We start from the raw sequence: 12,641 nt of genomic DNA, 5'->3' as shown, positions 1-12,641 counted from the left end.
GGTGGCCTAGGCTCTTCTGGTGCACTACGTTTCCGGAAGGGCAGGACGCCCATGACCGTCAGCTGGTCCGCCTACCGAAGGGCACGCCGACGCTCCAGGCAGGCGTGGGCGCTGATCACGGTCCTGGCCATCTCCGCCGCGGCGGCAGTGCTGTGGTTCTTTACGGCCGGCCAGTTTGCCGCAACCGAACCGGCGATCACAGGGCCTACGGAGGCACCGGTCTACGACGCCGGCTGGATGAAGCCCGTGGCGCAGGTCCACGCGGTCCCGCAAGGAGGCGCGCGGGCCGCCCTGGACGGGCTGCCGGTCAAAGGGCGGGCACCGAGCGGCACCTACGAGCGCGAAGCTTTTGGACAGGCGTGGCTGGACGTGGACCGGAACGGATGTGACACCCGCAACGACATCCTCCGCCGTGACCTTACCGGCGTGACATTCACTGAAGGCTCAAAATGCCGGGTGGCCGCCGGCAGCTTCCACGAGCCCTACACGGGACAGTGGGTGGACTTCCGGCGCGGCCAGGAAAGCAGCAAGGCTGTCCAGATCGATCATGTGGTGGCCCTGGGCGACGCCTGGCAGAAGGGTGCGCAGCAACTGACTCCCCGGCAGCGCCAGAGCCTGGCCAACGATCCCGTAAACCTTATTGCCGCGGACGGACCGGCGAACCAGCAGAAAAGTGCCGGTGACGCCGCAACCTGGCTGCCGAGGAACAAAGCCTTCCGCTGCCACTACGTTGCCCGGCAGATCTCGGTGAAGGCGGCGTATGGGCTCTGGGTCACAGAGCCGGAGAAGGATGCGATGAAGCGGGTCCTGGACAGCTGCCCGGGCCAGTTGACTGTGTCTGCGGGCTGACGCCCGCCAGCCTGCCTAGTGGCCGAAAGGATCCGGGTCGACGCCGGGCATCCAGGTCAGGCCCGGGACGCCCCAGCCGCTTTTCTTGGCCTGCTTCATCGCCTTGCGCGCATAACGGTCCATCAGCCGGTTGACGTAGAGCTTTCCGTCCAGATGATCGTATTCGTGCTGGATCACCCGGGCGAACCATCCCGTAGCCTCGAATTCGACCGGTTGCCCGTGGCCGTCGAAGCCCCGCACACGGGCCCATTCGGCGCGCTTCAACGGGTACTGGCCGCCCGGGAAGGACAGGCAGCCCTCCTCTTCCTCATCAGGATCGGGAAGGGCGCCGGAAATTTTGGACAGGGTCAGGACAGGGTTGACCAGGACTCCGCTGGGGGGAGCGCCGTCTTCGTTGGCAAACTTGTAGACGAAGATCCGCTTGCCTACCCCTACCTGCGGAGCCGCGAGCCCGACGCCGTTCGCGGCGTCGTTGGTTTCGAACATGTCGGCAATCAGGGTCCGGAGTTCGTCGTCGAACACCTCAACCTCGGAAGCCCGGCGGTGCAGCACCGGCTCCCCCCAGATGGTGATTGGCATAACTGTCATGTCAGGCGGTCCTTCGGGTTGCGGCGTCACGCCGGCAATTGTGGCAAAAAAAGGAGGCCGCACCGGATATCCGGTACGGCCTCCATTTTTGGACGGCTGCTAGAACCATTCCGTGAGGGTGAGCTACGGGGGTTGAACCCGCGACCTCCTGGACCACAACCAGGCGCTCTGCCAACTGAGCTAAGCCCACCATGTGCCGTTCAGGTCTTCCGGCTAACCGGCTGTCTGGAAAGGCAACTCAAATAGCTTACCTGCTGTTCGGGGGTGCTTTTGCCACTTTTCTGGTTTTGGGCGAAAAATCGAAGAAAAGGTGGTGCAGATTACTTCCCCTGGACCGTTGCATCCGCGTCCGAAGCGGCGGCGTCGGCACCGGCCGCAATGCGCTTGGAGATGCTCTGTGCCGTTGCGCTGTCCGGGCCCGGGGCCGGGACGAACACTGCTTCGCGGTAGTAGCGGAGTTCGTCGATGGAGTCTTTGATGTCTCCGAGGGCGCGGTGGCCGCCCTTCTTTGCAGGGGACTGGAAATAGGCCCGGGCGAACCACCGGCGTGACAGCTCCTTGATGGTGCTCACATCGATCACGCGGTAATGCAGGTGCTCCACCACTGCCGGCATGTCCCGGGACAGGAAGACACGGTCGGTGCCCACGGAGTTGCCGCCCAGCGGCGCCTTGCGGGGGTCCGGGACCCACTTTTCGATGTATTCCATGACAGCGGCCTCTGCCTCGGCCATGGTCTTGCCGTGCGGCAGTTCCTTCAGGAGCCCGGACCTTGTATGCATGTCGCGGACGAAGTCATTCATCTGGGCCAGCGCGGCGTCGTCGGGCTTGATCACCACATCCACTCCGTCGCCCAGGATGTTCAGTTCCGAGTCCGTCACCAAGGCAGCGACCTCGATCAGGGCGTCGTGCTTGATGTCCAGGCCGGTCATTTCGCAGTCGATCCAGACGATGCGTTCATTAGATATAGGCACTTGACAAGCCTACCGTTTAGCCATGTCCGAGCCGTCCGATGCTAGGATTTCGGAAACGCGGCGGTGAGTTTTACGTCGTTGTACCATGCCCCGGGCGGTCCTGTGGGGGCCCGCCGGGTTGAAGCGCGCAAAGCAACAGATTGGACAATCCTGAGATGACGGCGCCTGTGCCTGCAGCGGGGGAAAAGGCCGCCACGATCTTCAAACGGCCAGAGCCCGAGGTTGATAATGCACGGTCTCCACTGATCGCGGGCTTCATCGGTTCGGTTTTTATGATGATCGGCTCGCTGGGTGTCGGCTGGCTTGCTCCCGTTTCGGAACTGCGGCGGATGCCGCTCTTCATCTGGATGCGCACCGAGGCCATCGGCGTTGCACTGTCCATCATCCTCCTGGCCGTGGGCGGCATGCTCCTGGTCCGCGCATGGCTCCGGCTGGGCCAACGTGTCCGGGTGTGGGGCCCCGGGGCGCGTAAGGCGACCCTGCAGGCAGTGGTGGCGTGGGGCCTGCCCATGATGTTCACCGTTCCGCTGTTCAGCCGGGACGTGTACGCGTACATCGGCCAGGGCCGGCTGATGGTGGAGGGCTTCAACCCCTACGAAAACGGCATCTCGGCGCTGTCCAATTACTTCCAGCTCGGTGCCGACAAAATGTGGACCGAGGCGCCGGTTCCGTACGGCCAGCTGTTCCTTTGGATTGAGCAGTTCGTGGTCTGGTCCACCAATGTGCACCCGGAAGCCAGCGTCATGCTGTTCCGGCTGGCCGCACTGGTGGGCATCGTGCTGTGCATCATCTACGTCCCTAAGTTGGCGGACCTCCATGGAGTCAACCCGCACCGGGCCCTGTGGCTCACCGCAGCCAACCCGCTCTTCCTGACTAACTTCATTGCAAGCGTGCACAACGACGCCCTCATGATCGGGCTGGCCCTGGCTGGCCTGTACTACTGCGCCACGCGGCGGGTGGTGCTGGGCATTGTCCTGGTCACGCTGTCCATATCGGTCAAACCGATCACCATCGTCTTCCTGCCTTTCATCGGCCTGCTCTGGGCCGGTAAGGACGCGGGCTGGCCACGGAAGTTCCTGTATTGGGGACTCACTGCCGGCCTGAGCGTGGGACTCCTGTTCGCCATGAGCAGGGTCAACGGCTTCGGTTTCGGCTGGATCAACGGACTCTCAGCTCCCGGCAGCATCTGGATCTGGTACGCCCCGATCGGCCTGATGGGCCTGGTCGTGGCCTCCATCGCCAACGCGTTCAGCCTCGACGGCTGGGGCCTCGCCAAGTGGGTGTACGACGCCGGGAAGCTGCTGGCTGTAGGCATCGTCGCCTGGCAGATCTTCAAGAGAGACCACGACCGGCTCATGCGGCGGCTGACGCTGGCATTTGCCGCCATCGTCCTGCTGGCTCCCATGATCCAGTCCTGGTACGTGGTCTGGCTGATCCCGTTGTTCGCCGTCACCGGCATCCGGGACGACTGGCAGGTCAAAGCCCTCTACTTCATCGTTTCCTTCTTTATGGTCTACGCCATTTCGGACCAGCTGGAGGTCTTCCCGTACCTGCAGACGGAGGACCTGGGCCTTGCGCTGGCCCTGGCACGGAACGCTGCCGCCATCATCGCGCTGATGTTCGCCCTGTACCTGATCTTCCTGGACCCCCGCACCAAGCACCTGTTCAGTAAATCGGACCAGCCGGTCACCTCACGCCCCGTCATCTAGGGGAAGGTTCCGGACCGCTTCCCGGCGGGACAGGGGGCTCAGGCGTTCACCCTGCTCCTCGACGAAAATCCGGACCCACTCCGGATCCGTTTTGCCAAATTCGCGCAAGGCCCAGCCAATTGCCTTCCGGATAAAGAATTCCGGATCCGCCAGATTGGCATCAATGACTTCGCGAAGCAGCCTGCGGTCAGTATGGGCCTTGGCCTTGAGCTGGGCAGTGATGGCCGCCCGCCTGATCCAGAAGTCCCCGTCCCGGCTCCACTCGCCCACAACCCCGGTCATGACCGGCCGGTGCGCCTGGAGGAGGGCGCAGATCCGGTCCGCCACGCCATCGACAAGATCCCACCAGGCGCCGGTCCTGATGATTTCCTCGTACACCGGAAGCATCGCCAGGTCCGCGGCCGCCATCTTCAGGCCGGTGAGGTCTATGGCCGCGTAGCGTTCCTCCCGGACCTTGGCGTCGCGCCAGAGCTCCAGCACCGTTGCCCGCAACTGCTCCAGGGATGCGAAAGGGTGGGCAGCGGCCGCAGCCATCGTCACCCTCCGGACCTCAGGCACCCGGACCCCCAGCGACGGGATGGACGATTTCATGTAAGCCTGCGCCCCGGCCCCGCGTTCGGCGTCGGCCCGTTCCTCCAAAGCCGCCCGGATCGTGTCAAGCACCTCACGGTTAACCATGCTGCAACACTAGCCAGCCAAGGCCGTGCCGTAACAGGAGGCGTGATCACCCGCTCGATACAGTAGTCTGGTTAGCGCTAACAACCAGCTGGAACGCAGAGGATCCATCATGTCGGGCACGGAACACAGCATCGCATTCGGGCCGTACTCGGCCATCATTACGGCTCGCGGCGGCGCACTGCGTGAACTCCAGTATCTGGGGCGCGACCTGGTGGTGACGTTCGGGCCGGAGGGTGACATCCCAGACTACCGCGGCGTCATCTGCGCCCCCTGGCCCAACCGCCTTGCGGACGGTACCTACAGCTATGCCGGCAGGTCCTTCCGGGCGGACCTCAACGAGCCAGAGCGCGGTACGGCACTCCACGGCCTGCTGACCGGCGTGGACTGGGAACTGCGTGACCACTCCGCTGATGCCGTCACGCTCGCCGGCAGCGTCGAAGCCAGCGAGGCCTATCCGTCCGGCCTCGAAGTCTCCGTCACCTACCGGCTCTCGGCCGACGGCCTTGCCGCCACGGTGCGGACGCGGAACAGCGGAACCGAAACGGCTCCGTACGGCCTGTGTCCCCACCCCTACCTCGTGGCCGGGTCCTCGCCGCTGGACGAATGGACCCTGGAGCTTCCCGCCCAGGAATTCCTCGCCGTATCCGCCGACAGGCTGCTGCCGGGGGGCATGCACGAGGTGGGCGGCCACGAGTTTGATTTCCGCGTGCCCCGCCGCCTGGGCAGTATCAGGATCGACCACGCCTTCACCGGAATCATCCGCGGAGAAGATGGCCTCGCGGCTGTCCGTGTCCTTGATCCGGCGGGAACCGGCGTTGAGCTGGAGTGGGACGGGAACTGGCCCTGGGTGCAGGTCCATACTGCCGACAAACCAACTGGCAGGGACAGGCTGGGCCTGGCCGTGGAGCCCATGACCTGCCCGCCGGATGCGTTCAATTCCGGTACGGACCTGGTGCACCTCGCGCCCGGGGAGTCGCACCAGGCCGGCTGGACCATCAGGGCGCTCAGCTAGCCGGGCCTCCGCGAAGGTCCAGTCGCACCACGGCCCGCCCCGGAACGGTGGAGCTGACCAGCTGGAATCCTGCACGCAGGAAGAGGTTCAGCGTGCCGTGATAGAGGTCGGCAGCTCCCGCCTTGGGCCTCAGCCCGCGGTCAACCGGGTAGCCTTCCACGACGCCCGCACCATGGGCCCGGGCGTGGTCGACGGCGGCGTGCAGCAGGGCGTCCGTCACGCCGCTTCTGCGGTGGCCCGGCGCGACCACAAAGCAGGTCACGGACCATATCCCACCCGGCTGCCCGGGACCCGTAGCCGCTGCCTCGGCCGGTGCTTCCGCACTCCGCAGTACGCGGGAACGGAGCACGCGCGGGTAACATGTCCGCGGCTCAACAGCGCACCAGCCCACCGGCAGCCCGTCGCGGAAGGCGAGTACGCCCGGCGCGGGGGAGGCGCCGTCGAACTTTTCCCGCAGCTGCGCTTTGCGCGCGGCCGGTTCCAGTGCGGAGTACTCAGGACCGGTGAACGCGAAGAAACGGCACCAGCAGCGGGACGGCTCGCCGGGCAGCCCGAACAGTCTCTCGACGTCGGACCATTCCGCGGGTGCCCTGGCAAGGTCCCGGGCGGGCTGGTGCTTCATGCCTACAGGGTAGTCCGACCAGGGTGGTCCGCCGCGAAACGATTAACGCGGCAAACGCATTCCCGCTACGCTGGACTGCGACCCTCCCGGCCCGTCAGTTCTCGGGGCCGCAGCTACGGAAAGAGTGCCGATGAACTTTGGACAGCAGACGGAACTGGCGGACTGGAACCGCTCAGCAATTACCCCTGGTCTCTGTTCCGTGACGCTGCGGCACAGCAGTATTGCAGACGTTGCCGGGACTGCGGCGGACGCCGGCCTCGCGGGAGTCGAGTGGGGCACGGATGTGCACATCCGCGATGACGCCTCGGCGGATGAAGCCCGCGAGGCCAGCCTGGCAGCGGACCTCGCGGTCCTGTCCCTGGGCTCCTACTACCGTGCCGGCAGCTTCACCGATTTCGACGCCGTGATGGAACGGGCCGTGCGCCTGGATGCGCCGAGGATCAGGGTCTGGGCCGGTGACAACGGCTCCGCCGCATCCGACGGCGAACTGTGGGCGGACGTTGTCCGCGACACCCAGCGGATCGCGGCGGTAGCCGCCGGGCAGCGGCTGGAAATTGCGTTCGAGTACCACGGCGGGACCCTCACGGACACGCCGGAGTCCACGCTCCGGTTACTCCAGGACGTGGGCCGGGACAATGTGGGGACCTACTGGCAGCCTGCCGTCGGACTCTCCGACCAAGCCGCCTTGGCGGGCCTGCGGCAAGTGCTTCCGTTTGTTTCCGGCATACATTGCTTTTCCTGGTGGCCGGAGCAGGAGCGGCTGGCCCTCAGCGGACGCAAGCAACTCTGGCGGTCAGTGGCCGACGTCCTGCGTGAGGCAGGCCGGCCAATTGACATGATGCTCGAGTTCGTCGCGGATGACCTTCCTGAGAACGTCAGCCATGATGCCGATTTCCTCAATCACATCGCGTTGGGCGAAGACTGAGTCCATCCCATCCGTGCCAGCCACGCCGCGCACAGCGATGTCCACTGAGCCGGTCCCGGATCCTCGGGAGCGAGTCCAAGGCCGTGGCGGCCGTGCGGGAACACATGCAGTTCGGCCGGCACGCCGGCCCTGACCAGCGACCCGGTGTAGGAAAGGCTGTGATGGACCGGCACCGCCGCGTCGTCGGCTGTGTGCCAGACAAAAGCCGGGGGAGTGGCCGCTGTGACATGGAGGTCTGCGGAAACCTCCCGGAGCAGGTCTTCCGACGGCGAGGCCCCGAGCAGGTTGTCCACGCACCCCTGATGGACTTCTTCCGTGTAGGAGACCACGGGGTAGCAAAGCACGGTGAGGTCCGGGACGGCGGCCTCGAGATCGAGCGCTGAATCTCCGGTTGCCACCGCCGTTGAGAGCGTGGCTGCAAGGTGGCCGCCGGCGGAGAAGCCAAGGACCCCTACCCTGCTGCTGTCCACGGCAAGACCGTTGCCTTCGCTGCGGATCTGCAGCAGCGCCGTTTTGGCATCCTCAAGCGGGGCCGGGTGGCGGTGCGGTGCCACCCGGTACCGGAGTACAAAGGCGTGGATTCCCAGCGAGGCGAGCCACTCGGCAACCGGCTCCGCCTCATGGTCAGCCTGATGGCCGTAGCCTCCGCCCGGAAGGACCAGGACAGCTGGGCGCGGCCCGTCGGCGCGGGCGGCTACAGCGGTGAGGGAGACCGCGGCCACCTTAGGAGGCCATCTCGGTGCTGCGGCGCAGCGTCACCCGCCCAGTCACCGGCGGAGACGGTGCGGCAGCGGCGTCGGCTTCGGCTGCAGCGGACCCGGCGGCGCTGCGTGTGGCGATCCTGCCTATGTCCTCGAGGGGAAGGTGGACGGTGGACAGTGCCGGTCGGAAATCGCGCAGCGTCTCGATGTCATCAAAGCCGGCGATGGTGGCGTCCCTGGGGATACGCAGCCCTTCACTCCGGAGGGCGGCCGCAGCACCGATGGCCATGACGTCGTTGACGGCGAAGATGCACAGCCCCCGGGCTTTGCCATGGACCCCGTTTCCCTGGCCCGTTTTCCCCCCCGGGCCGGCAGCCTTGATGCGTGCCGCGAGGGTGAGGCCGGCTTCGTATCCGCCGGCGCGGTTAAAGGAACTGCGCAGGACTTCGGCCGGGGGCCTTCCTGCTTCGGCAAGGCCCTGCTGGAAGCCGCGGACCCGGTCATCGGAGGTGAAGAGTCCGTCCGGCCCGCCGATAATCACGAAGTCGTCGTCCGGCCGGGAGGCGGCAAGTTCGGAGGCAAGGCTGGCGGCAAGTTCCTCGTTGGGTACTTCCACCACGTGGTAGCCCTCCGTCACCGCGGCTCCCACTACCGGGTGGCCCACAACAGCCACCTGGCCGCCGTTGCGGCAATACCTGTCCAGTTCGGCGGCCAGATCGGCGTTGCCTTTACTGTCCTCGGTGCGGGCCGAACGCGAACCGGCGATCACGATCGAATCGGCCCTGCGTGCGGCGAAGGCGGCCACGGCTTCTTTTTCGTCCCCGGGTGCACCGGCAGTGGTGGCAAGCAGGACCATGCGGCCCTGCTCCCGGGCGGCCTCCTGGACGCCGCGGGCGATTGCGGCGAAGTAGGGATCAGCGATGTCGTGGACGATGAGTCCGATCAGGCCCGAGCTTGACTTGGCCAGCCCCTGGGCCTGGGCGTTGGGAATGTATCCCAGGGAGTCCGCAGCCTGCCGCACGCGGTCGGCGATGTCCTGTCCGGGCTTCCGGGCAGAACCGTTAAGTACGCGCGAGGCCGTGGCGGGTGACACGCCGGCCAGCCGGGCCACCTCGGTGAGGGTACTTGCAGCCACGGGATCTCCTTTTATGCGGAACTTCGTGCGGAACTCGGTCGCCAACGGCGTTGACCACATTATGGCAGTTTTAGGCTCTTGCCGGAAAGCGCTTGCCAATTCGCGGCCGGTGGGTGCAGAATGGATGCAGTGGGAATGCGCTTTCCCGAATCAGCTTGAGTAACACTGCTCACTCACCGTGGAGGACACATGGGCTTCGAAACAAAGACGATCCGCATTGCCATGAACGGCATCACCGGCCGGATGGGTTACCGCCAGCACCTGCTGCGTTCCATCCTTCCGATCCGTGACGCCGGAGGCTTCACGCTGGAGGACGGCACCAGGGTCCAGATCGAACCCATCCTGGTGGGCCGCAACGAAGCCAAGATCCGTGAGCTCGCAGAACTGCACAAGGTGGCGGAGTGGACCACGGACCTCGATTCCGTGATCAACGACCCCACCGTGGACGTCATCTTCGATGCGTCCATGACCAGCCTCCGCGCCGCGACGCTGAAGAAGGCAATGCTGGCCGGCAAGCACATCTTCACTGAGAAGCCCACGGCGGAAACACTCGAAGAGGCCATCGAACTGGCACGCATCGGCAAGGAAGCCGGCGTTACCGCGGGCGTTGTGCACGACAAGCTGTACCTTCCCGGCCTGGTGAAGCTGCGCCGCCTTGTTGACGAAGGCTTCTTCGGCCGCATCCTGTCCATCCGCGGCGAGTTCGGTTACTGGGTCTTCGAAGGCGACGTCCAGGCAGCGCAGCGCCCGTCCTGGAACTACCGCAAGGAAGACGGCGGCGGAATGACCACGGACATGTTCTGCCACTGGAACTACGTCCTCGAAGGCATCATCGGCAAGGTCCGGAGCGTCAACGCCAAGACCGCCACCCACATCCCCGCGCGCTGGGACGAAGCAGGCAAGGAATACAAGGCCACCGCCGACGACGCCTCCTACGGCATCTTTGAGCTCGAAACCCCGGGCGGGGACGAAGTCATCGGCCAGATCAATTCCAGCTGGGCAGTCCGCGTCTACCGCGACGAACTGGTCGAGTTCCAGATCGACGGCACGCACGGCTCCGCCGTTGCCGGCCTGAACAAGTGTGTTGCACAGCAGCGCGCCCATACCCCCAAGCCTGTCTGGAACCCGGACCTGCCCGTGACGGAATCCTTCCGCGACCAGTGGCAGGAAGTGCCGGCCAATGCTGAGCTGGACAACGGCTTCAAGCTTCAGTGGGAAGAATTCCTCCGCGACGTCGTAGCGGGCCGCGAACACCGCTTTGGCCTGCTCTCCGCGGCCCGCGGCGTCCAGCTCGCCGAGCTGGGCCTGCAGTCCAACGACGAACGCCGCACCATCGACATCCCGGAGATCACGCTCTGATGACTTCGCTGATCCTTCCCTCCAATGACGGCGGCACCCGGGAGTACCGCCTCCAGGGCGGTGCGTCGTGGGCCAAGCCCACAGCCCCCCTCACGGCCCGCCGCGCCTACGCCGCAGCGCACGTTATTCCCGAGGTACTGGCCGACAACACCCCGGGTGCCCCGGCACGGCTCGACTGGGACGCCACCATGGCGTACCGGCATGAACTCTGGTCCTATGGTCTCGGTGTTGCCGATGCCATGGATACCGCCCAGCGCGGCATGGGCCTTGACTGGGCCGCAACCCAGCAGCTCATCAAACGCACCGGCGTCGAGGCTGCTTCGGTGGTCTCCTCGGGCAATGCCGCGACCGCCGGCAAAACCGTGCGCGACCTCGTCTCCTGCGGCGCGGGCACCGACCAGCTGGATATCGCCACGCTGCCCACAGGCGAGGCCGGACTGGCAGCAGTCCTGGACGCCTACCGTGAGCAGATCGCCGTCGTCAGTGAGGCCGGGCCCAAGGTCATCCTGATGGCCTCCCGGGCACTGGCCCGGGTGGCCACCGGTCCGGAAGACTACCTGAAGGTGTATTCGACTCTTCTTCAGGAAGTGGACCAGCCCGTCATCCTGCACTGGCTCGGGACAATGTTCGATCCGGCGCTGGCCGGCTACTGGGGCAACGACGACGTCGCTGCCGCCACCGAGACATTCCTGTCCCTGATCCGTGACAACGCGGCCAAGGTGGACGGCGTCAAGGTGTCCCTGCTGGATGCCGGCCATGAAGTGGCACTCCGTGCCGTGCTTCCTGAGGGCGTCCGCCTGTACACGGGCGACGACTTCAATTATCCGGAACTGATCGACGGCGACGGCAGCCACCACTCGGATGCCTTGCTGGGCATCTTCGCAGCCATCTACCCCGCGGCTTCCGTTGCGCTGCAGCACTACGACGCCGGGGACGCCGCCAAGGCGCGGGCCATCCTCGATTCAACGCGGGAACTGGGCAAGCACATCTTCAGCGCTCCCACGTTCTACTACAAGACCGGGATTGCCTTTATGTCCTGGCTCAACGGCAAGCAGCCTGGCTTCCAGATGGTGGGCGGCCTGCACTCCGGCCGCTCCGTGGTGCACCTGGCAAAAACCTTCGAACTGGCCGACCAGGCCGGACTGCTGAAGGACCCGGCCCTGGCCGCCTTCCGGATGTCGGACTACCTGCGGATCAACGGAGTGGGAGTATGAGCGATTTCTCGCGCCTTGCGATCAACAGCGCCACCACCAAGAAGTGGACCCTCGCGCAGGTCGTCGACGGCTGCGTCAATGCCGGCATTCCGTCGATCGGCCCATGGCGTGACCGCGTTGCCGAAGCTGGGCTGGACAAGGCCGCCAAGCTGATTAAGGACGCCGGCCTCCGGGTCTCCTCGCTTTGCCGCGGCGGTTTCCTGACAGCAGCCGACGCTGAAGGCCAGGCCGCCGCACTCGCTGACAACCGCGCGGCGATCCTCGAAGCCGCGGCGCTGGACACGCGGGAACTCTTCCTGGTGGTCGGCGGTCTGGCGCCGGGGGAGAAGGACGTGGTGGCTGCCCGCCAGCGCGTCGCCGACCGTCTCGCCGACCTTGTCCCGTTCGCCTCCGAGAACGGGATCCGGCTGGTGCTCGAACCCCTGCACCCGATGTACGCCGCGGACCGTGCCCTGATCTCCACCCTGGGGCAAGCCCTGGACCTCGCGGCCCCGTTCGACACGAAGGATGTTGGCGTCGCCGTCGACACCTTCCACGTCTGGTGGGACCCGGAGCTCAAGACACAGATTGAACGCGCCGGCCGGGAAGACCGAATCGCGTCCTATCAGGTGTGCGACTTCAACATGCCCATCGCCGCGGATCCGCTACTGTCGCGGGGATACATGGGCGACGGCGTCATTGACTTCGCCACCATCGGCACCTGGGTCCGGGACGCCGGATACACCGGCGACATCGAAGTCGAAATCTTCAATCAGGAGATCTGGGATACGGATGGCCATATCGTCCTTTCCACGGTCAAGGAGCGCTACGCGGAGCTGGTACTTCCGTACGCCTGACCTGATGCAGACCGCGGGCGCCTGCTACGTCACGGCAGGCGC

At 65.7% G+C, this 12,641-nt stretch carries 13 protein-coding genes and 1 tRNA gene; 7 read left to right on the top strand and 7 right to left on the bottom strand.

Features of this window, described 5'->3' with window-relative positions:
• Positions 1-51: 51 nt before the first annotated feature.
• Complete coding sequence (locus AU175_RS16410) at positions 52-849, top strand: HNH endonuclease family protein (RefSeq protein ID WP_066292063.1); 798 nt, start codon at positions 52-54, stop codon at positions 847-849.
• A gap of 15 nt (positions 850-864) precedes the next feature.
• On the opposite strand, the gene def is transcribed toward AU175_RS16410, so the two are convergent.
• The 3 genes from def to orn all read right to left on the bottom strand — a co-directional run bounded on the left by def (position 865) and on the right by orn (position 2,408).
• Positions 865-1,437 (bottom strand): peptide deformylase, encoded by a 573-nt coding sequence (gene def, locus AU175_RS16405; RefSeq protein ID WP_066292056.1) that lies wholly within the window; start codon positions 1,435-1,437, stop codon positions 865-867.
• Positions 1,438-1,554: 117 nt separating this feature from the next.
• Positions 1,555-1,627, bottom strand: a tRNA-His gene (locus tag AU175_RS16400).
• Between the two features lie 130 nt (positions 1,628-1,757).
• Positions 1,758-2,408 (bottom strand): oligoribonuclease, encoded by a 651-nt coding sequence (gene orn, locus AU175_RS16395; protein WP_082979257.1) that lies wholly within the window; start codon positions 2,406-2,408, stop codon positions 1,758-1,760.
• Between the two features lie 155 nt (positions 2,409-2,563).
• Between orn and mptB the strand changes: the two genes are divergently transcribed.
• Entirely contained in the window at positions 2,564-4,117 is a 1,554-nt protein-coding gene (gene mptB / locus AU175_RS16390) for a polyprenol phosphomannose-dependent alpha 1,6 mannosyltransferase MptB (RefSeq protein WP_197497160.1), read from the top strand.
• On the opposite strand, the gene AU175_RS16385 is transcribed toward mptB, so the two are convergent.
• Positions 4,100-4,795 (bottom strand): DNA alkylation repair protein, encoded by a 696-nt coding sequence (locus AU175_RS16385; protein ID WP_066292052.1) that lies wholly within the window; start codon positions 4,793-4,795, stop codon positions 4,100-4,102. The two genes, mptB and AU175_RS16385, sit on opposite strands and share 18 nt — an antisense overlap.
• A 109-nt stretch (positions 4,796-4,904) precedes the next feature.
• On the opposite strand from AU175_RS16385, the gene AU175_RS16380 reads away from it, so the two are divergent.
• Entirely contained in the window at positions 4,905-5,807 is a 903-nt protein-coding gene (locus AU175_RS16380; protein WP_066292050.1) for an aldose 1-epimerase family protein, read from the top strand.
• Here AU175_RS16380 and AU175_RS16375 read toward each other — a convergent pair.
• Entirely contained in the window at positions 5,800-6,429 is a 630-nt protein-coding gene (locus AU175_RS16375) for a GNAT family N-acetyltransferase (RefSeq protein ID WP_066292048.1), read from the bottom strand. The genes AU175_RS16380 and AU175_RS16375 overlap by 8 nt on opposite strands.
• A 130-nt stretch (positions 6,430-6,559) precedes the next feature.
• Between AU175_RS16375 and AU175_RS16370 the strand changes: the two genes are divergently transcribed.
• Positions 6,560-7,354, top strand: coding sequence for a sugar phosphate isomerase/epimerase family protein (locus AU175_RS16370; RefSeq protein ID WP_066292046.1), 795 nt, complete (start codon positions 6,560-6,562; stop codon positions 7,352-7,354).
• Here AU175_RS16370 and AU175_RS16365 read toward each other — a convergent pair.
• Complete coding sequence (locus AU175_RS16365) at positions 7,330-8,076, bottom strand: alpha/beta hydrolase (RefSeq protein WP_066292043.1); 747 nt, start codon at positions 8,074-8,076, stop codon at positions 7,330-7,332. The two genes, AU175_RS16370 and AU175_RS16365, sit on opposite strands and share 25 nt — an antisense overlap.
• A gap of 1 nt (position 8,077) precedes the next feature.
• Entirely contained in the window at positions 8,078-9,190 is a 1,113-nt protein-coding gene (locus AU175_RS16360; protein WP_066292040.1) for a LacI family DNA-binding transcriptional regulator, read from the bottom strand.
• Between the two features lie 189 nt (positions 9,191-9,379).
• Here AU175_RS16360 and AU175_RS16355 point away from each other — a divergent pair, with 189 nt between their 5' ends.
• The 3 genes from AU175_RS16355 to AU175_RS16345 are packed head-to-tail and all read left to right on the top strand — an operon-like array spanning position 9,380 to position 12,599.
• Complete coding sequence (locus AU175_RS16355) at positions 9,380-10,549, top strand: Gfo/Idh/MocA family protein (RefSeq protein ID WP_066292038.1); 1,170 nt, start codon at positions 9,380-9,382, stop codon at positions 10,547-10,549.
• On the top strand, positions 10,549-11,763 hold the full coding sequence (locus tag AU175_RS16350; protein WP_066292031.1) for a dihydrodipicolinate synthase family protein: 1,215 nt from the start codon (positions 10,549-10,551) through the stop codon (positions 11,761-11,763). Before AU175_RS16355 ends, AU175_RS16350 begins: the two co-directional genes overlap by 1 nt.
• Complete coding sequence (locus tag AU175_RS16345) at positions 11,760-12,599, top strand: sugar phosphate isomerase/epimerase family protein (protein WP_066292028.1); 840 nt, start codon at positions 11,760-11,762, stop codon at positions 12,597-12,599. The genes AU175_RS16350 and AU175_RS16345 overlap by 4 nt, the downstream gene beginning before the upstream one ends.
• Positions 12,600-12,641: the final 42 nt, after the last annotated feature.

Source organism: Arthrobacter sp. B6 (assembly GCF_001663775.1).
In the GTDB taxonomy this organism is placed as follows: Bacteria; Actinomycetota; Actinomycetes; order Actinomycetales; family Micrococcaceae; genus Arthrobacter.
This window is presented reverse-complemented; position numbering and strand designations above follow the sequence as displayed.

Bases quoted from the DNA above. Each gene is read 5' to 3' on its own strand.
- AU175_RS16410 (WP_066292063.1), top strand. From the start codon at position 52: ATGACCGTCAGCTGGTCCGCCTACCGAAGGGCACGCCGACGCTCCAGG.
- def (WP_066292056.1), bottom strand. From the start codon at position 1,437: ATGACAGTTATGCCAATCACCATCTGGGGGGAGCCGGTGCTGCACCGC.
- mptB (WP_197497160.1), top strand. From the start codon at position 2,564: ATGACGGCGCCTGTGCCTGCAGCGGGGGAAAAGGCCGCCACGATCTTC.
- AU175_RS16385 (WP_066292052.1), bottom strand. From the start codon at position 4,795: ATGGTTAACCGTGAGGTGCTTGACACGATCCGGGCGGCTTTGGAGGAA.
- AU175_RS16380 (WP_066292050.1), top strand. From the start codon at position 4,905: ATGTCGGGCACGGAACACAGCATCGCATTCGGGCCGTACTCGGCCATC.
- AU175_RS16375 (WP_066292048.1), bottom strand. From the start codon at position 6,429: ATGAAGCACCAGCCCGCCCGGGACCTTGCCAGGGCACCCGCGGAATGG.
- AU175_RS16370 (WP_066292046.1), top strand. From the start codon at position 6,560: ATGAACTTTGGACAGCAGACGGAACTGGCGGACTGGAACCGCTCAGCA.
- AU175_RS16355 (WP_066292038.1), top strand. From the start codon at position 9,380: ATGGGCTTCGAAACAAAGACGATCCGCATTGCCATGAACGGCATCACC.
- AU175_RS16350 (WP_066292031.1), top strand. From the start codon at position 10,549: ATGACTTCGCTGATCCTTCCCTCCAATGACGGCGGCACCCGGGAGTAC.
- AU175_RS16345 (WP_066292028.1), top strand. From the start codon at position 11,760: ATGAGCGATTTCTCGCGCCTTGCGATCAACAGCGCCACCACCAAGAAG.